Annotated in this window: 15 protein-coding genes and 1 pseudogene; 11 read left to right on the forward strand and 5 right to left on the reverse strand. The window is 41.2% G+C overall.

The genetic code is table 11. From position 1 onward, the window contains the following. Positions 1–16: 16 nt before the first annotated feature. Positions 17–1,735: an assimilatory sulfite reductase (NADPH) hemoprotein subunit gene (gene cysI, locus NYE65_RS24190; RefSeq protein ID WP_340861898.1), complete on the forward strand. Its 1,719-nt coding sequence runs from the start codon at positions 17–19 to the stop codon at positions 1,733–1,735. Positions 1,736–2,054: 319 nt separating this feature from the next. Here the strand turns inward: cysI and NYE65_RS24195 are convergent, their stop codons facing one another. The 4 genes from NYE65_RS24195 to NYE65_RS24210 form a co-directional block, all read right to left on the reverse strand. After that, a complete protein-coding gene (locus NYE65_RS24195; protein WP_340861899.1) occupies positions 2,055–2,606 on the reverse strand; it encodes a RidA family protein in 552 nt (183 codons plus the stop codon). Between the two features lie 198 nt (positions 2,607–2,804). Beyond that, positions 2,805–3,890, reverse strand: a complete 1,086-nt coding sequence (locus NYE65_RS24200; protein ID WP_340861900.1) for a Ger(x)C family spore germination protein — start codon at positions 3,888–3,890, stop codon at positions 2,805–2,807. Further along, complete coding sequence (locus NYE65_RS24205; protein ID WP_340861901.1) at positions 3,887–4,978, reverse strand: GerAB/ArcD/ProY family transporter; 1,092 nt, start codon at positions 4,976–4,978, stop codon at positions 3,887–3,889. The genes NYE65_RS24200 and NYE65_RS24205 overlap by 4 nt, the downstream gene beginning before the upstream one ends. Before the next feature lie 18 nt (positions 4,979–4,996). Continuing rightward, complete coding sequence (locus NYE65_RS24210) at positions 4,997–6,523, reverse strand: spore germination protein (RefSeq protein ID WP_340861902.1); 1,527 nt, start codon at positions 6,521–6,523, stop codon at positions 4,997–4,999. A 209-nt stretch (positions 6,524–6,732) separates the two neighbouring features. On the opposite strand from NYE65_RS24210, the gene NYE65_RS24215 reads away from it, so the two are divergent. The 4 genes and pseudogenes from NYE65_RS24215 (at position 6,733) to NYE65_RS24230 (ending at position 12,031) form a co-directional block, all read left to right on the forward strand. Further along, positions 6,733–8,190 (forward strand): spore germination protein, encoded by a 1,458-nt coding sequence (locus NYE65_RS24215; protein WP_340861903.1) that lies wholly within the window; start codon positions 6,733–6,735, stop codon positions 8,188–8,190. Then, positions 8,162–9,256, forward strand: coding sequence for a GerAB/ArcD/ProY family transporter (locus NYE65_RS24220; protein ID WP_340861904.1), 1,095 nt, complete (start codon positions 8,162–8,164; stop codon positions 9,254–9,256). Before NYE65_RS24215 ends, NYE65_RS24220 begins: the two co-directional genes overlap by 29 nt. After that, positions 9,253–10,365 (forward strand): Ger(x)C family spore germination protein, encoded by a 1,113-nt coding sequence (locus NYE65_RS24225; protein ID WP_328177146.1) that lies wholly within the window; start codon positions 9,253–9,255, stop codon positions 10,363–10,365. Before NYE65_RS24220 ends, NYE65_RS24225 begins: the two co-directional genes overlap by 4 nt. A gap of 308 nt (positions 10,366–10,673) precedes the next feature. Continuing rightward, positions 10,674–12,031 (forward strand): annotated as a pseudogene (locus NYE65_RS24230) (IS1182 family transposase). 188 nt (positions 12,032–12,219) lie between these two features. On the opposite strand, the gene NYE65_RS24235 reads toward NYE65_RS24230, so the two are convergent. Further along, positions 12,220–13,668, reverse strand: coding sequence for a flavin monoamine oxidase family protein (locus NYE65_RS24235; protein WP_239861430.1), 1,449 nt, complete (start codon positions 13,666–13,668; stop codon positions 12,220–12,222). Between the two features lie 361 nt (positions 13,669–14,029). Here NYE65_RS24235 and NYE65_RS24240 point away from each other — a divergent pair, with 361 nt between their 5' ends. From NYE65_RS24240 to NYE65_RS24265, 6 genes are all read left to right on the forward strand, one after another. Beyond that, positions 14,030–15,391 carry a cytochrome ubiquinol oxidase subunit I gene (locus NYE65_RS24240; RefSeq protein WP_328177145.1) on the forward strand — a complete coding sequence of 454 codons (1,362 nt, stop codon included), beginning with the start codon at positions 14,030–14,032 and terminating at the stop codon, positions 15,389–15,391. Between the two features lie 15 nt (positions 15,392–15,406). Beyond that, positions 15,407–16,453 (forward strand): cytochrome d ubiquinol oxidase subunit II, encoded by a 1,047-nt coding sequence (locus NYE65_RS24245; RefSeq protein ID WP_340861905.1) that lies wholly within the window; start codon positions 15,407–15,409, stop codon positions 16,451–16,453. Positions 16,454–16,481: 28 nt separating this feature from the next. Then, positions 16,482–17,237, forward strand: coding sequence for a hypothetical protein (locus tag NYE65_RS24250; RefSeq protein WP_048680669.1), 756 nt, complete (start codon positions 16,482–16,484; stop codon positions 17,235–17,237). Positions 17,238–17,388: 151 nt separating this feature from the next. Beyond that, on the forward strand, positions 17,389–18,054 hold the full coding sequence (locus NYE65_RS24255; RefSeq protein WP_340861906.1) for a TetR/AcrR family transcriptional regulator: 666 nt from the start codon (positions 17,389–17,391) through the stop codon (positions 18,052–18,054). A gap of 60 nt (positions 18,055–18,114) precedes the next feature. Next, entirely contained in the window at positions 18,115–19,257 is a 1,143-nt protein-coding gene (locus NYE65_RS24260) for an acyl-CoA dehydrogenase (RefSeq protein WP_034312230.1), read from the forward strand. 124 nt (positions 19,258–19,381) lie between these two features. Next, positions 19,382–21,019 (forward strand): AMP-binding protein, encoded by a 1,638-nt coding sequence (locus tag NYE65_RS24265; protein ID WP_340862181.1) that lies wholly within the window; start codon positions 19,382–19,384, stop codon positions 21,017–21,019. The last annotated feature ends 2 nt before the right edge of the window (positions 21,020–21,021 follow it).

The raw sequence follows: 21,021 nt of genomic DNA on the forward strand, positions 1-21,021 counted from the left end.
AAAAGGAGATTACAACATGGTGAACCCACTATTGAAAGCACCAGCAGGCCCGCCAAGTGATGTTGAGCAAATTAAAGAGAGAAGCGATTATTTGCGAGGTACACTTGGAAAAGTGATGCAGGATCGGATTAGCGCCGGTATTCCGGATGATGACAATCGACTGATGAAACATCACGGCAGCTATTTGCAGGACGATCGGGATCTGCGTAATGAGCGTCAAAAACAAAAACTGGAGCCTGCCTATCAATTTATGTTGCGTGTTCGCATGGCCGGCGGGGTTGCACAGCCTTCTCAATGGCTTGTTATGGATGACCTTGCCCAGAAATACGGTAACGGAACCTTGAAATTGACAACAAGGCAGACGTTTCAAATGCATGGTATTTTAAAATGGAATATGAAAAAAACCATTCAGGAAATCCATGCTTCCATGTTGGATACAATCGCTGCATGTGGAGATGTAAACCGAAACGTAATGTGCAATTCGATTCCATTTCAATCCGAAATCCATTCCGAAGTATATGAATGGTCGAAAAAATTGAGTGATTATCTATTGCCGCGTACAAGGGCGTACCATGAAATCTGGCTGGATGAAGAAAAAGTTGTCGCTACTCCGGAATTGGAGGAAGTCGAACCAATGTACGGAAAGCTTTATTTGCCAAGAAAGTTTAAAATAGGCATTGCGGTCCCGCCATCCAATGACATTGATGTCTACTCCCAGGATCTTGGCTTCATAGCAATTGTTGAAAATGGAAAACTTGTTGGCTTTAATGTGGCGATCGGCGGCGGTATGGGAATGACCCATGGTGACAAGGCGACATATCCTCAACTAGCCAAGGTAATCGGCTTTTGCCAGCAAGACAAAATACTGGATGTGGCTGAAAAAATCATTACGATTCAGCGTGATTACGGAAACCGGTCCGTAAGGAAAAATGCCCGGTTCAAGTATACGGTAGACAGGCTTGGGCTTGAACCGGTAAAAGCTGAACTGGAAAATCGTCTAGGATGGAAGCTGGAGGAAGCGAGAACTTACCATTTTGATAATAATGGCGACCGCTATGGATGGGTAAAAGGCATGCAGGGTAAATGGCATTTTACACTATTTGTCGAGGGTGGCCGAATTGCCGATATTAATGATTACAAGCTGATGACCGGTTTGCGCGAAATCGCAAAGATCCATACGGGTGATTTCCGATTGACTGCCAATCAAAACCTGATCATTGCAGAAGTGTCAAGCCAGAAAAAGGAAAAAATCATAGAATTGCTTGAAACATACGGTTTGACGGATGGTGCACATCATTCTGCTCTCAGACGCAGCTCGATTGCATGCGTGGCGCTTCCGACATGCGGGTTGGCAATGGCCGAAGCAGAGCGTTATTTGCCGGTTCTGATTGATAAAATCGAGGCCATCGTTGATGAAAACGGCTTGAGGAATGAAGAAATCACGATACGCATGACTGGTTGCCCGAACGGCTGTGCCCGGCACGCACTCGGTGAAATTGGCTTTATCGGTAAGGCACCTGGTAAATATAATATGTATCTCGGTGCTGCTTTCGACGGAAGCCGATTAAGTAAAATGTACCGCGAAAACATTGGTGAAGAAGAGATATTGAAAGAGTTGCGTGTACTTCTTTCCCGTTATGCAAAAGAACGTCAGCAAGGAGAGCATTTTGGCGACTTCGTCATTAATGCTGGCATTATTAAAGAAGTGACGGATGGAACGAATTTTCATGATTGATTAAAACAAATGAGAGACAGGAATGACTTCCTGTCTCTTTTTGTAGACAAAAGGGGTTCTATCTGTATTTTAAAACAAAGTTGATGGAACGGAAGGTACGGGACCCCTGCAGGAAAAGCAAGTCCAGGGGGGACCCCGCAGGCGCAAGGGCGCCGAGGACGGACCCGCCTGAGGAAAGCGATTGCCCTACGTTCCAATCAACGTTCGAATTGTACAGTCTGTGAGACAGGAATAATTTCCTGTCTCTTTTGGTATTCAAAGGCTTTCCAGAGTGGCTGGAACATCGATATGTTGAATCGTGACCATACTCATCTATCGTCTATTTATTTGCCTTGCTGTTATTTTTATAGGCTACTTCTGCTTCAATCTCAATGAGATAATCCGGTGAAACCAGACTTTGCACCCCTACAGTGGAACGGGCTGTTTTCACTGGATTTTCCTTTGTATTAAAGAAAAGAGCGTAAGCATCGAACCAACCTTGATAGTCTGGTGTATTTCCCTTGTTTGGATCTGGCGCGACATACACACGCAGATAGATTACATCAGCGAGGGAAAGTCCTTTTGTTTTCAAATCTGCTTTTAATTTCTCTAAGATTCCGATTGCCTGCTTTTCTGTATTGCCATATCTCTCATAAGTGGTTTTTCCATCCTTGTTTAAAAGAGGTGCAACTGTTCCGCTAAACAATAACCAGTTATAACTTTGAGGCGCAGCAACTGAACTGGAAATCACAGAAGTAGGGGACCCAAAAAAGGTCACTTTATCCGATTTCAATTCATCTTGTTCGTTACCTGCGGAAGTGAATGAGTTTCCTTGGATTAAACAAATACTTAATACTAAGGCAGTGATGATTGATTTCATAGGTGTTTTCATATTTTACAGCTCCTGTTATTTATGTAACGACGATAGGTAGATAATCAGATTCATTTTTTCCCGCTAACCACAATTCTTGCTGTTTCAAAAGCATCTGCCAGCCATGCAGGTAAATAATTGAGCTGTTCAACAGCAATTTAATATGAATGTAGTTTTTCCAATCTGATGAAGATTTCTAAATGGCATATCGACAATTCATCATTCTGAGACCCCGGTTTGGATGATGTTAACTTTGGTTTCTATATTAATGTCCATTGTCGGATAAATATTTTTCCAATGTTCATAGGTCAATTTTTTATTTTTGGCGTGATATTTTTCCTTCAGCCCAATCGGATCAAGGGATTTTTTCTGAAAATCTTTCATAAGACGGTTTGCTTGCCTGGTTATATCAGCTTCCATTTCCTTTTCAATTTTTTTTATCATCTTTCTATTGGTAAGGTTTTCACTGCGCATGGATTCCTTGATTTGTCCTTTAATTTTGATCTTGATCGTGATCGAGGGATTTCTCTCTGAGCTGAATACCTCATAACTTGAACCGCTTCGGATACTTTCCACAACAATATCGCTTTTTTTCTTGTCTTTTAATTTGAATTTGTATATTCCCCGCCTATGATGTTGAACTAATGTTTTAAAGATGAACATATCATCCGTGGGGACTGTGCTGACCATCTTATTTTCATGAAATAGGGCGGCTCCAGAAACCGAAACTTCATTATTGATTAATTTAAATAAAGGAAGATAGGAATCGCCGCCATCTTCCAGAGAGTTTCCTAAAAAAAGATGGAGGTTAGTATCCGGTCCATTACCTGTTTCAATTTGTTGATTGATCAAACCTGATAAAAAAATTCCAATATTCACATTCGTATTTGGTGGTTTCGAATTTATGACATTCTTGACCTTTCCTTCAACGATGGCCAAAATGACCCTGTTTCCAAGTTGTGGTTCACGATAGAGATAATCGGTCAGTTCTGTCATTCCGATTTCCCGAACCATTTTCTCACTGAATAAAATGATGCGTGTCTGTCCAAGCAATACCGGCTTATTCGCTTTTTTGGAAACGACAGCCTGGACATCACTTGTTGTCGTCGATGTTCCGCTTAAGATTTGATATTTACCCATCTTGTCCTGTTCGAAGATAGGGATGACGAACATTCCTTCGATATTATCATTCTTGAGTATATCGTAGCCAATGGCCTGGGACATATTGACTTCATCCACCACTCTTGGCTGGGCACAGCTGCAAAGGAGGGGCAAAGCCAAGATAACAAGAAATAATTTTCTCATATACGTTTCCTCAGTTTCTTTATATAGATGATGACCAAAAGAAGAGGCAAGTATAAAGCAATAAAGAGTACGCCGTATGGATCGATTATTTTATTCAATATATAGAGGGAATCGATATCAAAAACAAATATATTGGTAAGCAGGATAATAATCGATATCCCCCATAATGGATACTTTTGCTGAACATTGAACAAGCGCTTGAGACCTCGGCTTGCTGCCCAAAAGGCGATGGTCATGTTAGGTATGATAATGATGGCCCACCAAGAAACATCTATATATTCAAATCGCTGGATAAAGGGCAATTCGACAATGCTGGTCATTGACAGTGTTGGCCATATAGTCAATTCCAACTGTTTTTGTGAATAAAAAACAAGTGAAACCAAATAAACGAATACGGTTATTAAGGTTGTCGATAAGGCCCCCCAATGGGCATATTTTTGTGAAGTTTTGGCATTTTTGATGAACGGATAATACATCACGATCATTTCAAAACCAAGCAGCGTCAATGAAGTACTTCTGGTTCCTTTCAATATGTCCAATAGAGCGTGGTGGAAAACAGGAAGCAAATTGGTGAATTCAGAGTATTTCATGGCATAGAATAGGACAAATAAAAGCCAGTATGTCAAAATGACGCTTAAAAAGGCGATACCTGTAATAGTTCGGAATCCTCCCGTATGAATATAATAAATCAAAACCAGGAAGACCACTGCAAACGCCCAAGATGGGACTTCTTCAAACATCCATACATGTATGACATTTATATAGCTAATCATGACATCCATCCCAATGATCAAAAAGTAAAGAACGAATAATAGGCTGAAGAAATTCCCTATCCATTTCCCGAATGCTTGATTATTTGCAGTAATGATATCGCCTGGAACGATACTGAAGATTTTATATATGACCCAAATCATTATATGAACGATCAGGCCGGCCAGAAGGATCGAAATCCAGCCGTCCGTTCCCGTTGTCTTCGCTAAAACTCTTTGAAAACTCAAAACGCCTACTCCTGTTTGCATGGAATGCACTAAAAAAAACACATAGAACGGTGACACTTTATACTTTTCATTAACTCCAGCTTGGTTCATATGGGACCCTCATTTAGATCATTCATTAAAATCATTTTTTTTGATTCTTGCTTTTTTGGGCTGTGGCTGTCGGGCTATATCATCTGGACGTAAATTTACAGGCCGCGATTTGAAAAGATTGAAAGGAAGCCGAACAAAGCTGTCTTTCCAATCTTGCATGCGGAATGGGTATATCGGTTCGAGGTACGGGTGTCCCATAGAAGTTAATTTGATAAGGTGGGTCATCAAAAACACGGCTGCTATGGTAATGCCCAGCAGCCCCCAAATTTGGGCCCCGATTAAGAAGGGGAACCGCAGCAGCCGTATGGCATTACCCATTTTATAAATGGGAGTAACAAATGATGCCAATGCCGAGAGGGCAACGATGATCAATAAGATATTACTGGTCAAACCAGCAACAACGGCTGCTTGACCGATAACGATACCGCCGACGATACCTAATGTCTGGCCTACCTTTGTTGGCAGCCTGGCAGCCGCTTCCCGTAATAACTCAATGGAGATCTCCAGGAATAATGCTTCGATCAATGGCTGAAAAGGTATTAAGTTCCTGGACGTGACGATCGTTTCCAAAAGATCTTTAGGAATCAGTTCATAATGATAGGTAAGCACGGCTACATAAATGGGAGTGGCAAAAATCGAAAAAGCGACCGCGAATATTCTTAATAAACGGAAAGCGGATGCCGGAATCCACGGCATATTATAATCTTCCATGGTGATGAAGTATTCCAACAAAATGGTTGGAGTAATAAGTGCAGAGGACGACCTATCGATTAACAGGGCTACCTTGCCTTCAGCCAATGCACTTGCGATGCGGTCAGGCCTTTCCGTATTTAGAAAAAGGGGAAACAAGGTATTTGAATTATCATATAGCATTTGCGCGAGATAGGACCCGTCCAATATTTCATCAAACTCTACGTCATTGATCCTTTGGATAACATTATCAACATTTTCCTGATCAACGATCCCTTCTATCGATAAAACGGCCACTTTCGTTTTAGACAAGGATCCCACAGTCATTTCACTTACTTGCAATCCAGGGACAGGAAGCCTTTTTCTGACTAAATTCAGATTGATATCAAGATCCTCGACAAATGCTTCTTGAGCACTTATGATGCCAAATTCAAGTTCAGGTTTCTCAACTTGTCTCCCCTGTTGGGCCGCAACATTGATTAATAGGCATTCATCAAGATTTCCATCTAAACGAAGTGCAATTTCGCCTCTCATGATCCTGTCTTCAATTACAACCTTGGTACTGGTGATTAGTGTATTCTCAATAGGAACGTTTTCTTTTATTTGCTCCAAATTTATCGTTTCCAGAGTCGGTATGACAGAAAGAACACTTTCATGAAGTACCTGTGCATCAATCAACGAGCGATAAAAAGAGACCCAATAGCCTACGCCATTATATGTTCCTTGATGGTTAATGAAATCATTGGATGAAGATAGGGTATTGAATAGGTCCCTTACTTCCGAAACGTTATTTAATTCTTCATTTTTTTCGTTTGGTTGATTTGGCTTTTTTTTGAACGTTCTGCGGTTAAACAATGTTGTCACCTCTGCACTAAAGCTTATAATCCTAGCATTTGCAATTTAATTACAAATTAACCATTTTGGATGCTAATGTCGCTCGCTTCAGAAAGGAAATTCATTAAATAAATTGGTGTAAAAGCTGCCTTCATTTCCTGTCGCATAAAAATATTGTAAATAGCGGAAACTGAGAATATAAAAACCCCATTTAACCAAAGGAGTTCACCATGAAAAGTAAACCCTTGCATATTAAATTGGATCAAAAGCAGGAAGAATTGAAATCTGAATTGGATATGCAGGATGATGTAGTATTTAAACAGATATTCATTCCCGGTTATGAAGTTTCGGGATTATTCGTATTTGTCAATGGAACGATGGACTATCCTGCATTCAATGAGATAGTCCTGGATCTATCGGCTGCCCAGGTTGAAACTAGGCATCCGGTTTCTATCGAACAGCTGGTCATTTCCAAAATCTGTTCAGTCAGGGAACAGGATGATGTTGAAACATATGAAACAGCCAAAGAGCATATTTTTGACGGAAAAACGCTTTTATTTATAGATGGAATTGTAAATGGTTATGTCTTGAATCTGAAAAAGGAAAAAGTTCGTACACTGGGTGAACCTTCAACAGAGAGGGTTGTCAGGGGACCGAAGCTTGGGTTTATCGAAAGTCTTCAAGAAAATATCGGCTTGATAAGGCAATATTCGAACCATCCCAACCTTATCGTCCAACAACAGAAGTTCGGGACGATGGAAAAACGGGAAGTTGCATTGATCTATTATGAAGGAAAAGCTAGCGATTCTTTGCTAAAAGAAGTGAATAAACGGATAAATGAAGTGAAAGCTACTGATCTCCAAGACTCGGGGATGCTTGAGGAATTAATTGAAGATACAGCGTTAACCCCTTTCCCGCAAATCCAAAATACGGAGCGTCCAGATAAAGTATTGGCTGCATTGCAGGAGGGAAGGGTGGTCATCATGGTTGACGGATCGCCATTTGCTTTGATGGCACCAACGACGATCACGATGCTGCTGCAGTCACCGGATGATTATTATGAAAGGTGGGTAGCGGGTTCTTTTTTACGTATACTTCGCTATTTATCTTTATTTGTTACCGTATTTCTTTCAGGGATTTATATATCCTTGGTTTCGTTCAACCCTGGATTGCTTCCGTCAGAACTGGCGATGACAATTGCGGGTACAAGGGAGAACGTGCCATTTCCGCCGTTTGTTGAAGCCATCATCATGGAAGTAACGATTGAACTCCTTCGCGAAGCAGGTATTCGGCTCCCATCGCCCATTGGTCAAACGGTTGGATTGGTTGGCGGGGTCATTATTGGACAAGCGGCAGTTCAAGCCAATATTGTAAGTTCCCTCATGGTCATAATCGTTTCGATCACGACGATTACCTCTTTTACGGTCCCGCAATATAGCTTTGGACTGGCGTTCAGGGCATTAAGGTTCGGGGCGATGATTTTTGCCGCCGTTTTAGGTTTATACGGAACTACATTATTCTTTATCATTGTTATCAGTCATTTGTCAAAATTGACGAGTTTCCAAGAACCTTATTTTCAACCAATGGATTTTATCGGTGAAAAGACCTGGAGGGATGCGTTCCTGAGGTTACCGAAGCGGAAAAAAGGGGGGGATTCTTATGAGCCTGTCCGACGGCAAAATTCTTAGTGGCGAATTGGCTGCGATCATTTCATGCAGCATGTTAGGAATTGGAATGCTGACCCTTCCAAGGACGTTAACGGAAAAAATCCATTCGACCGATGGATGGATCGTCTTGATCTTAAATGGGATTGCTATTGCCCTTTTGTTATGCTTATTGGTTGTTCTGTTAAAAAAACATAAGGTCGCTGACTATTACACGTACATGGAGGAGGCCTATGGAAAATGGCTCTCCAAACTTATTGGGTTGGTTGTGGTGGTGTACTTTATAGGCGTGGCCAGCTTTGAAGTTCTTGCGATGAGTGAAATGGTCCGGTTTTATTTGTTGGAGGAAACACCAGTTGAAATCGTGATACTTTCCATGATTTTAGCGAGTGTCCATCTTTTGACAGGCAAAATAAAAGCCATAGCAAAGGCTTGTGTCTTCTTTCTTCCTTTGACAATCGTCATCGTCTTGCTCATTTATTTGTTCAGTCTCAGGATTGTAGAGTTAAGAAACCTCCAGCCTGTTCTTGCGAAAGGATTTCTACCAGTCATGAAAGGAATGGGCTCCGGAACTTTGTCTTTTTTTGGAATTGAACTTTTCATCTTTTTGTTTGGCGTCGTTAAAAATCAAAACAAGATAAAAAGTGGCGTTTTAATCGGTTTTTTCATCCCGCTGATTTTATATGTGATTACATATGTATTGGTCGTAGCTACGCTGACCGTCCCGGAAGTCGAAGCGGTTACTTTGCCAACCATTTCTTTTGTTCAGTCCTTTGAAGTAACAGGGATATTTTTAGAGCGTATGGAGCTATTTCTCTTAATCACTTGGATTCTTCAGTTTTTTTTAACACATGCAATTTACTTTTACTTTGCAGCAGAAGGAATGACAAAAATATTTAGCAATTCATATACAACGAACCTTATTGTCTTGGTTCCCGTCGTTTTTCTTCTGGCCAAAATCCCTAAAGATATAACTGGAATTTTAAAAATGAGCGATTTGCTTGGATATCTATTTCCGGTTATATTGATTGGCTTACCAATTATTACATTCGTAATCGTTCAATTGAAAAGGAGTAGAAGAAGCGGATGAAAAGATTATGGTTGATCTTGCTTATTCCTTTACTTACAGGCTGTTGGGACAGTGAAAATATTGAAGAGTTATCCCTTGTAGTTGGAGTGGGGATCGATAAAAGCAAAAAGGATGACGAAATCATGTTAACACAGCAAATTCTGGTGCCTCCAGGAAATAGTGTTCAGGAGAATCAGGCCCAACTAAAATATAAAAATGTTACCGTCAGTGCCAAAACACTTCATGAAGCAATTAGGGATTCTTTACTCATTACCAATACGGTATTAACCAATCATCAGCGTATCATCCTCATTAATGAAGATGTATTAAGGAAAATCCCGATGGAAGCGATCATTAATCAGTCAATACGCGATAATAATACAAGGAGAAGCTGTCATGTTTATTTAACGAAGAGACCGACGAAAGAAATTTTGGGACGATCCGAAGAAGGGGAGATTCCCTCGAATGTAATCTATGAATTGAAAGATAATGAGCACAGAACGAATAAGATACTTCCGCCTTTAACACTGGGCAAAGCATCCTCAAATTTACAGTCAGATGGAAGCTTTGCCATTCAGGCCGTTGATATTAGGGGTGGGAAATTAATTTTGGCGGGTGCAGGGGTGATCAACAATTCAAAGTTGGTCGGGGTCATGAATGATGAAGATATTGCTGCATTAAATTGGCTGAACGGAGAGGTAAAGGGTGGAGTAATCGAAGCGGTCCAACACGGTAAGCCTTTAAGTGTCGAAGTGATCAATAGGACAAGGAGGAAAATCACTACGGAATTGAATGGTGATCATTTGACGATCAATATTGAGGTCGGGTACACAGCAAGACTTTCGGAAGATTGGTATGGTAAGGAGAATTCTTTTGAAAAAGCCTATTTAAAAGAGGTTGAGCGTATTGCCGAGGATGAAGTGAAAAAGGATGTCAAGAAAATCGTATACAAATTACAGCATGATTATAAAACAGGGGTAGCAGGATTGTATCGTTATGTGCAAAATCAGCATCCAAAGTTTTGGGAGAAAAATAAGAATAAATGGGACGAAGTTTTCAGTAAAGCCGATATTAATTATGAAGTGGACTTAAGGATCGTAGACTTCGGTTCAAAAGGTGGGATAAAGTGAATGGGCATAAGAATGAAAACCTTCCAAATGGAAGGTTTTTTCAGACTGTAGACAAACTAGATGAAAATCGAGTTTGTCTATTTTTATGGCTTGTACAATTTGAACGTTGATTGGAACGTAGGGCACTCGCTTTCCGCGGGCGGGCGGCCCTCGGCTTTCGCCTGCGGGGTCTCCCCTAGACGCGCTTTTCTAAGCAGGAGTCTCGTACACCCGCTCCAATCAACATTGTCTTACCTTTTAGTTAGAACACTTTTGCCTGGAGTCATTTTTGTTTTAAAATAGAAGTATTAAAACTTGAGGTGATGAGGATGCTTTCTAAACATGATTCTATTCAGCGAGATTAACTGAAATGATTACTTTAGATCAACTGGTGCCACCGAACCATTTGGTTCGTAAAATGGAGGCTGCCATTGTCTTCACTTTCATTTATGACTTGGTGAAAGATATGTATTCAGATTTAGGACGCCCAAGTATTGATCCAGTTATTTTAGTTAAACTGACTTTCATTCAATATACCTTCGGTATTCGTTCCATGCGTAAAACGATTGAAGAAGTTGAAACCAATATGGCTTACCGTTGGTTCTTAGGCTATGGTTTCCATGATAAAGTACCTCCTACTCCACGTTCGGGAAAAATTATGAGCGACGCTTTAAAGATACAGACCTGTTTGAACAGATTTTATATCGCATTTTAATGACAGCTGCTAATAAAAAGTTAATAAGTGCTGTACACGTTTTCGCGGATTCCACACATGTGAAAGCCAGTGCGAATAAACGGAAATTTGAAAAGAAAATCGTTCGTAATGAAACACGAGCGTATCAAGGACGTCTTCAAGAAGAAATCAATCAAGATCGTGAAAACCATGGAAAAAAGCCTTTTCCACCAGATAAATTTGATAAAGAAGAGACTAAAGAGATTAAAAAGAAAGTATAACGGATTCTGAGAGTGAGAGTGGCTACTATGTGAAAGATGAACTAACAAAACAGTTTGCCTATTCATTCCACGCGACCGCAACGGTTTTGTATTGGGAACGATTGTAACACCTGGAAATATACATGACAGTCAGATCTTAGAGCCACTAGTTGAACAAATGATTGAGCAAGTTGGAAAACCGGAAGCCGTTGCTGCAAATGCAGCTTATAAAACACCAGCGATTACAAGCTACCTATTTAACAAAGAAATCATACCGGCTTTACCTTATACACGTCCTCGCATCAAAGAAGGATTTTTCCGCAAACAAGACTATGTATACGATGAACATTTTGATTGTTGCCTTTGCCCTTCGGGCGAAACTTTAAAATACTCAACAACAAATAAAGAGGGTTATCGTGAGTACAAATCGCCAAAACAAATTTGTACAACATGCTCATTTTTATCTCGGTGTACAGAAAGCAAAGCCTGTCAAAAAGTGGTGACCCGGCATATCTGGCAAACACATGTGGAAGAAGCAGATCATCTACGTCATCATCAAGATGTAAAACCTATATATGCAAAACGTAAAGAAACGATTGAGTGTGTATTCGCAGATGCAAAAGAAAAGCATGGTATGCGTTGGACTACTTTAAGGGGACTTAAAAAATTGTCAATGCAGGAGATGCTTACTTTCGCTGCCATTAATTTAAAGAAGATGGCCAATTGGACAAGGCGCGGTCCAAAAATGGCCTAACATGTGGGCTCGTAGAGCCGCAATCTCTTAACTTTAGGCGAAAATTCAAAGGGAATTTCAAAAGGGGTTCAGAATTTTTTAATTCCGAACCCCTTTTGTCTACAAACTGTAAAAAACTTCCAAATGGGAGGTTTTTTGTCAGTGTTCTTTGTTGATGAGGTTACTTAATAGCCAAGGAAATGGTCCATTCAAGGGCCACCGAAAGTTCTAGGCAGATTTGTCACTTCATGTGCAACCCTGATTCCGGATTGAATGGCTCCTTCAATCCATGCTGGTACGGTTGATGTATGCTCTCCAGCGAAGTGGACCCTTCCTTCAGGAGTTGGGATGTATGGAAACAAGTCCGTTTCCTGACCAGGCTTAAACATAGAGAAAGCGCCGTAGGAATACTGATTCAATGTCCAGCTATAAGAAGCTCCTGATAAAAAATGATCATATACTTGATTACCATGGATCACTGCCAAATTTTTCAATGCGTGTTGTATGCGATCTTTTTCTGGTAGGATATCCCATAAAGTGGCATCATCTTCCCATGTATAACTTGCTAAGATGAGACCGGATTCACTCTGGTTGCTCGTTTGGCTGGGATAATAAGAAAATCTAATAGGTAAATCTGTCGTCAATTTACCGCCGAAGATTCCTTCCTTTTCCCAAAACCTATGTGTGAATTGAAGTCCAATTTTTGTGGAAGCAGCATAATGGAGTTCCCTTATTGCCTTCCATTTATTATGGGAAAAGGAATTCCGGGGTTCAATATCTATAAATTGCAGCAATTGAAGAGGGATCGTCACGATGGCAAGATCACCGGTAACCGTTAAGGGGTTTTGACTTTGAGTATGTTTGGAATGGATGGTGACTTGATTATCATGTTGGATGATCTTTGTCACTTCATATCTGAAGATTAAATTATCCTTCAATTCCGGTAGAAAGGCATAAGGAAGCCGGTCGTTTCCTCCTTCGATTGAAAAAAATTTCACGTCTGGATTAAAGAGCGGCATAAGCTCCCGAAGTATGGCCGGAAAAGAAAGTTCCGGGAATCCCTCTAAACCCATCAGGACTTTGATGCTTTCAATCGCCCCTGTAGATAGACTGATTCCGACTGGATTATACTGCAAAAAGAAGCTCATGGAGTATTTATCAAACTCTTTAATGACAATTTCCCAATTTCTACGCGGGTTTTGAATGATGAAGTCAGTCACAGGCTTGATTGCCATGTTAAGTAATTCTTCAGCTGTTTTACCCCTTTCATGGGGAGCTACAGGATACCTCAGTATATCCGGGTTCTGTTGATATATGGCAGCGGTCGTCTTGATTCCATTGGCATAAATGGGATCATTAGGAGTCGCATTCACAAAGGTGTTGACTCGTAAACCATACTTCTTGATGTATTCAGCAACTAAGTAATGATAATTGGGAATGCGCATGGCACCGGCTTCAAGGTAGGAACCTTCTAAAAATGGCTCCCGTATGGTCAAAACACGCCCTCCGACCCTCCCGGTTGCTTCCAATATCGTAACATCGTGCCCCGCTTGTTTTAAAAGGGATGCTGCAACCAATCCAGACATGCCTGCACCAATGATAATGATTTTTTTGGGGATTGGGGTAGGCCCCAGGCCATTTTTGATCACAGCCAGCATTTGTTCGGGTGATAACGGATCTTTGGAAAAGGACAAAATGTTTTTCTCCTCTCTTGTTACACTTTCTATATGGGATTTACGCTATCTTATTCCGATTGGGTCACCATTTATGAAGGATATTCAATAATTTGTCATCTAAAGGCTTAGTAACAAATTTTTTAGTGCATTGGTGAATTCCACGTAATATATATACCAAAAATAACCTCGGTAGAATATATAGTAAACAATCATCCAAAAACATCATTAAGTGAATACCGAGCTTCTGCAAAACCTATGAAAAATTAGTTTGTGGAATATTATTAAATATTTTCCTTTACAGAGGAGATACTACCAAGAGACAAAGGGTAGAAAGGAAGACAGTATGGATCATATACAAATGGCCCGCGCAATGTTCGGGACGAATATGGCTGTACATATCATATTTGCAACGATTGGCGTCGGGTTGCCGATGATGATGTTGGCAGCTGAATTGATGTATCAAAGGACAAAGGATTTACAGTATGTCGTCATGGCTAAACGCTGGACCAAAACATTAGGGGTTTTACTTGGGGTCGGGATTCCGACTGGTACGATTGCGGGTGTGCAGCTGTCACTATTATGGCCTGGGTTCATGGAAGTGATAGGACGTGTCATGGCGCTTCCATTCCAAATCGAGATTTATGCATTCATGGTTGAAGCGCTATTCATGTCAATCTATGTGTATGCTGCTGAAAAAATCAAGCCATGGGCCCGAATCGTGAGTTTATTCTTTGTTGCATTCGGAGCATTGGCTTCGGCTGTTTTGATTTCGAATGTCCATGCTTTTGAAGGGACACCTGCTGGGTTCCGGTTTGAAAATGGGGAAATCGTCGATGTCGATCCTTGGGCGGCATTTTTTAACCCAAGTTTCTTGGTGACGGCAGGTCATACGGCCCTGACTGCTTATACTACAGGCGCTTTTGTCGTGGCGTCCGTCGCAGCCTATAAGATGCTGAAAAATAAATATGGCACTGCTGAATTTAATTTTCACCAAAAAGCACTGAGGCTCAGTATTGTCTTGGGCTTGGTTTTTTCGTTTTTGACGGCATTGAACGGTCATGCGACTACGCAGCATTTATATAGGGAACAGCCGGAAAAACTGGCAGCGGCAGAAGGGTTGTTTGAAACACAGGACCATGCCGGACTTACCTTGTTCGGTTATACCGATAGGGAAGCTCAGGAAGTGAAGTATGGGATTGAATTTCCATGGTTATTAAGCTTTCTATCTGGTAATAGCTTTGATACGGTTGTGACCGGTTTGAATGATTTTCCGGAAGAGTATTGGCCGCCGCTTTATGTCCATATCTTATTCAATGCCATGGTCATGATTGGTTCAGGCTTAATCGCGTTGGCACTGTTTGCATTGGTATGGAATAAATGGCTGAAAAAGGAGACATATCCGAAATGGATTCTTTGGCTGTTTGTTGCATCAGGGCCGCTTTCGGTGATTTCGATAGAATGCGGTTGGATTTTTGCCTGTACCGGCAGACAGCCTTGGACGATATACAGGATGCTGACAACGGAGGATTCAGTCACTTCGTACGAAAACCTTGGATTCTTATTCACGATGTTCATTATTGTATATATCATTTTATGCGTTTCTGTCGTGTTTACACTTTTGTATTATTACAAACGTCATTCCGTAATGGATGATATATATAAAGCAGAACAGAAAGGTGTAAGACTTTTCGATTCGAATTCATAAAAGGGGGGAAGGCGAATGAGTGATGCTCTTCTTGCAATAACACTGGTCTGGGGTTTTATTTTTCTTTATGCCATCATGGCCTCTATGGATTTTGGCGCGGGCTTCTGGGCAATGACTTACATTAAAAAGGAAGAGACGAATGCTACCAAGATAGCGAATAGCTATTTATCACCAACTTGGGAAGTGACGAATACTTTTGTGGTTGGTCTTGTCATTGCGATTTACAGTTTATTCCCAGGTGCGGTATTCCCGATTGGGGTAGCCTTGATCGTTCCAGCGAGCCTGATATTGGTTCTGCTATGTATTAGGAGTGCTTTCTTGGTTTTCTCGCATAGCGTTGACAAATATGAAAAAGCGTTAACGTATATCTCAGGATTGACGGGATTGATCATACCGGGGCTATTAATCAGCGTATTGCCAATCACTCATCTTGGGTTTGTCGAAGGTGTGAGAGGAAATGAAGAATTGAATTTATCTAAACTTTTCACGAGCCCGAATGAGTATGCATTTGTGGGATTCGGCATTATGAGCACGCTTTTTTTATCTTCTTTGCTCCTGTCCGATTACTCAAAACAGGCCGACGAAATGAAAGCATACAAAATATATCGCAGGGATGCAATGATAACGGGACCGCTTATGTTGGTCATGGCTCTGTTGGTCATGCTCACGTTAAGAAACGAAGCGAATTGGATTTACCAAGGAATGATGAAAAACTCTGCATTGTTATTCATCTCGCTCATTTTTTTCATCATTAGCGGGATAGCACTGTACCTACCCTATTTTTCTAAGCAGGAGGTTAAAGGGATGCCACGCCTCGCTGTCATTGCGATTATCATACAGTATTTAATCAGCAGTTATGTTTATGGTATCGCTCATTTACCTTATATCATCTATCCAAATGTCACGATTCTATCAGGATTTACCGATCCAACCTCATTCCGGGCCGTGTTTGCCACGTATATCGTGGGCTTTGCAATATTAGTACCAGGGTTCTATTATTTCTGGTCCATCTTCATGAAAGATCAGCGTCGAAAGTTCAAACGGCGACAAATGTCAAATTAGTTCATCTTTGAAAAGAGAGGTTATCACTATGAAAAAGTTAGATCTGCTAAAATATGCGGTTTTAGTCATCTCACTATTTTTGAGCTATCAAGCGGTTGAAGCGCATGATAAAAATTTTCAGGTGGATGGCACATATATTTCAACTAAAAGAGATGTAACAGGTGACCAGAAAATAGACATCATCCAGGTTCAGGGACTGCCTTATGAGGAAGGTAGTAAGTTTCTGAAAAAAATTGAGTTAAGTGTGGAAAGCAATCGCCGTACAATCGACGTCCCGCTTGAAGCTGGGTATAATCCAGATCTAAAGGTTGCCGACTTGAATGATGATGGGGTCCAGGATGTATTGGTTACGGTTTTGATGGAAGGTAGAGAGCGGTTGATATCCAGTTACGCCTATACATTCAAGGATGGAAAAGTGAAGGAGCTTGAAGTACCGCCATCCGTTCCTGTAATGGCACAATTTCTTGACGGATACAAAGCGGAAATCATTATTGAAGGTCAAAAACCTGTGGTGATGGATGTCAGTTCCAGAAAACAAGCTTATGATAAATTGGGCATTTATCAAAATGGAAAACTAAATGAACCGACAGAGCTTTTGGTTGATCCATACTCTTCACTGGATTTCAAGACCGTTTTTGGAAAAGGAAAAGCGCTTATCGGAATCCAAAATGTAAAAGGGTCCGATGAGCGTGATCCGATACTGGAGATCAAATCAGTGTGGAAATATAATAATGGATGGCAGCTTGTAAAAGCCCAAGTTAAACCGGTCAAGGGTAGTAAATGACATGGTATCGACTGCTTCTTAAATAAACTGGATTGACGGCTCTTGGTTTTGAGGGCTGTTTTTTTGTTGATAATTAAAAATTGACAATTTTTAATTATTTGGTAAAATCTAAATAAATCCAGTTTATACATAATCAAGCTCTTTATTCTGGATGGAATGTAAGCGGATACAAAGGGGGTGCAGTCTTACGGAGTTAAAAGAAAAAATAATTGAAACATCGTTGACGCTCTTCGATCAGCATGGTTTTCATGGTGTCTCCGTCAACGAAATCGTTAAGGCATGCGGAACTAGCAAAGGTGGTTTTTATCACCATTTCTCTTCCAAAGATGAACTCTTATTTGTCATCCATAATTACTTTATTTCATATGTTTTAATAAAAGCACAGGAAGCCATTTCAGAAAGTACCCATCCAACAGAAAAAATGCAAAAGATCATTCAATCATTTGTTAAAGTTTTTGACCTCTATAAACCACACATCTCAGTTTTCTATCAAGAAAGCATTTACTTAAAACCACCTTATGTTGAAGCAATCAAAAAAAAGCGTCAAACGTATAAAGAAATCATTTTTTCCGTTATCAAAGAAGGTATTGACAAGGGAGTATTCCGCAGCGAATTGCCAGTGGAAATTACCGGAATGTCAATTCTGGGCATGGTGAACTGGTCCTACAAATGGTACAAAAGGGACGGCGGAAAAACGATCGACGAAATCGGTGATATTTACGTGGATTTAATTCTGAATGCCCTATTGATAGATAAACAAAAAGAAGCGGAAATCACCCAGCCATTTTTACTGAAGAACCAAGTTGTTGTGGATTGAACAATCAACTTGATTTGTACAGACCAACTAGTCGGTCTCAATAGAAAGGGGAATGAACATATGGATTTTTCACTTACAAAAGAACAGCAGATGATTAAGGAAATGGTAAGGGAATTTGCTGAAAAGGAAATTAAACCGATTGCGATAGAGTTGGACGCAAAGTCCATGTTTGCGGAGGATGTATTCAAAAAAATGGGGAAACTCGGGTTGCTTGGAATTCCGTTTCCTGAAGAATATGGCGGTTCGGGCGGAGATACGATTTCGTATGCCATTGCAGTTGAAGAGATTGGCAAGGCGTGCGGGGGAACCGGCTTAAGTTATGCCGCAGCCGTTTCGCTCGGGGCAAGTCCAATTTACTATTTTGGAACCGAAGAACAGAAGCAAAAATATCTGGTTCCAATCACGACCGGTGAAACCCTGGCAGCTTTCGGGTTGACAGAGCCTAATGCGGGTTCCGATGCTGGCGGTACGAGAACGACTGCCGTGTTGGATGGTGATGAATATGTGATTAATGGCGAAAAAACATGGATAACAAATGCCAGCTATTCAAGAACGGTTACTGTCACTGCTGTATCGGGAAAAGATTCAAAGGGCAAAAACATCATCTCGGCATTCATCGTGCCAACCGATACCCAAGGGCTGACGATCAACAGCAATTATGAAAAAATGGGAGTCCGGGCTTCCAATACTTGTGAAATCATTCTGGATAATGTTCGGGTGCCAAAGGAAAATTTATTGGGAGATCCGGACAAAGGGTTCAAACAATTCCTATTCACGCTTGATGGAGGACGGATTTCCATTGCAGCTTTGGCCGTCGGTATCGCTCAGGCTGCCTTTGACAGAGCTTTAGCTTTTTCAAAAGAGCGCATTCAATTCGGTAAAACCATATCAAATTTCCAGGCCATTCAATTCAAGCTTGCAGATATGGCGATGGAAATCGAATTGGCGAGGAATATGGTATATAAGGCTGCATGGTTAAAAGACAATAAAAAACCTTTTGCAAAGGAAGCGGCATACGCCAAGCTCTTTGCTAGTGAGACCTCGTTTCGCGCCAGCAATCAAGCGATTCAAATACACGGCGGCTCTGGTTACATGCGTGAATATGAAGTGGAACGCTATTTAAGAGATGCTAAGTTATTGGAAATTGGTGAAGGTACATCCGAAATTCAAAGACTCGTTATCGCCAGGCAATTAGGCTGTTAATCTTTACGGAACGTAAAATGAACTTGATGCTTGGGGTTCATTTGGGTGAAAAGCAGATGTTATCTATTCAGCAAAAAGCGTTCATTCTTACCTTTATTTGATTAGGAGGAGTTTGATGTCTGATTTGCTAGATGTTACGATCGGGAAATTGCTTGAAAGGACAGCTCAACAATACGGTGGTAATGAAGCAGTTGTGTACCATGAACTAGGCCTGCGCCATTCTTATCGCGAATTTGAAAAGATTTGCCGAAAGGCTGCCAGGGGGTTCATGTCACTGGATATTAAAAAAGGGGAACATATCGCCATTTGGGCATCCAATAAACCGGAATGGCTTATATCCCAATTTTCCACCGCGAAAATGGGCGGGGTGCTGGTGACGGTCAATACTAATTACCGCACAAGTGAACTGGAATACCTGCTTAAGCAATCCGATTCGACGACGATCATCCTGATGGAACAATATAAGGATCATTCATATATAGATACGCTGTACGAAATCGTACCTGAATTGAAAAATGCAGAACCAGGAAAATTACAATCTGAGAAACTGCCAAAATTAAAAAATATCATCGTTTTAGGTGAAAAACGTTATCCCGGAACGTTTTCATGGGATGAAGTCATTAGCGGAGGCGAATCCGTTTCGGAGGAATCGCTCGACATGAGAATGGAGGAATTGGCTCCAGGTGATGTGATTAACATGCAATATACATCAGGGACGACAGGATTTCCAAAAGGAGTGATGCTGACGCATTCCAACTTGGTCAATAACGGATTGAATGTCGCAGAGTGCATGAAGCTGACCGAAGCCGACCGGCTATGCATCCCGGTTCCGTTTTTTCATTGTTTCGGCTGTTCCCTTGGTACGATGGCATCTGTTTCAGTTGGGGCAACAATGGTGCCGATTGTGGAATTTAATCCACGCGTTGTCCTTCAGACAGTTGAAGCCGAAAAATGTACTGGGCTTCATGGTGTACCGACGATGTTCATTGCTGAACTTAATCTCGATGACTTTGACCAGTATGATTTAAGCTCGTTACGGACTGGTATCATGGCAGGCTCGACATGTCCGATTGAAGTCATGAAAAGCGTGGTGAATAAGATGGGCATCACGGAAATCACGATTACTTATGGTCAAACGGAATCTTCTCCAGGAATTACGATGACAAGAACGGACGATCCGATCGAACTTCGTGTTTCTTCAGTGGGAAGGGCTTTGCCGAAAGTGGAAGTGAAAATTGTCGATCCGGCGACAGGGGAGGAAGTCCCGCGGGGCATGCAGGGTGAACTCTGTTCGAGGGGATACCATGTAATGAAGGGTTATTATAATAACCCGGAAGCCACTGAGCAGGCGATTGACACGGAAGGCTGGCTTCATACGGGAGATTTGGCAGTGATGGATGAGAGGGGTTATTGCAAGATTACTGGCCGGCTGAAAGATATGATCATTCGCGGAGGGGAAAATATTTATCCCCGTGAGATTGAAGAATTCCTCTACCAACACCCTGCAATTGTCGATGTCCAGATACTGGGCGTTCCAGATCAGAAATATGGGGAAGAGGTAGCCGCATGGATCATTTTGAAAGCAGGAGAAACCCTTACGGAGAAAGAATTGATAGAGTATTGCAAAGGGAAAATATCTTTTCATAAAATTCCGCGTTACATTCAATTTACCGATGCTTATCCAATGACTGCATCCGGAAAAATCCAAAAGTATAAGCTTCGGCAGCAAACTCTTGACCTACTAACGGAACGCACTAAATAAGG

This window comes from Peribacillus sp. FSL R5-0717 (assembly GCF_038002945.1).
Lineage (GTDB): Bacteria > Bacillota > Bacilli > Bacillales > DSM-1321 > Peribacillus > Peribacillus frigoritolerans.

Bases quoted from the DNA above. Each gene is read 5' to 3' on its own strand.
- cysI (WP_340861898.1), top strand. From the start codon at position 17: ATGGTGAACCCACTATTGAAAGCACCAGCAGGCCCGCCAAGTGATGTT.
- NYE65_RS24195 (WP_340861899.1), bottom strand. From the start codon at position 2,606: ATGAAAACACCTATGAAATCAATCATCACTGCCTTAGTATTAAGTATT.
- NYE65_RS24200 (WP_340861900.1), bottom strand. From the start codon at position 3,890: ATGAGAAAATTATTTCTTGTTATCTTGGCTTTGCCCCTCCTTTGCAGC.
- NYE65_RS24205 (WP_340861901.1), bottom strand. From the start codon at position 4,978: ATGAACCAAGCTGGAGTTAATGAAAAGTATAAAGTGTCACCGTTCTAT.
- NYE65_RS24215 (WP_340861903.1), top strand. From the start codon at position 6,733: ATGAAAAGTAAACCCTTGCATATTAAATTGGATCAAAAGCAGGAAGAA.
- NYE65_RS24220 (WP_340861904.1), top strand. From the start codon at position 8,162: ATGAGCCTGTCCGACGGCAAAATTCTTAGTGGCGAATTGGCTGCGATC.
- NYE65_RS24225 (WP_328177146.1), top strand. From the start codon at position 9,253: ATGAAAAGATTATGGTTGATCTTGCTTATTCCTTTACTTACAGGCTGT.
- NYE65_RS24235 (WP_239861430.1), bottom strand. From the start codon at position 13,668: ATGCTGGCTGTGATCAAAAATGGCCTGGGGCCTACCCCAATCCCCAAA.
- NYE65_RS24240 (WP_328177145.1), top strand. From the start codon at position 14,030: ATGGATCATATACAAATGGCCCGCGCAATGTTCGGGACGAATATGGCT.
- NYE65_RS24245 (WP_340861905.1), top strand. From the start codon at position 15,407: ATGAGTGATGCTCTTCTTGCAATAACACTGGTCTGGGGTTTTATTTTT.
- NYE65_RS24250 (WP_048680669.1), top strand. From the start codon at position 16,482: ATGAAAAAGTTAGATCTGCTAAAATATGCGGTTTTAGTCATCTCACTA.
- NYE65_RS24255 (WP_340861906.1), top strand. From the start codon at position 17,389: ATGGAATGTAAGCGGATACAAAGGGGGTGCAGTCTTACGGAGTTAAAA.
- NYE65_RS24260 (WP_034312230.1), top strand. From the start codon at position 18,115: ATGGATTTTTCACTTACAAAAGAACAGCAGATGATTAAGGAAATGGTA.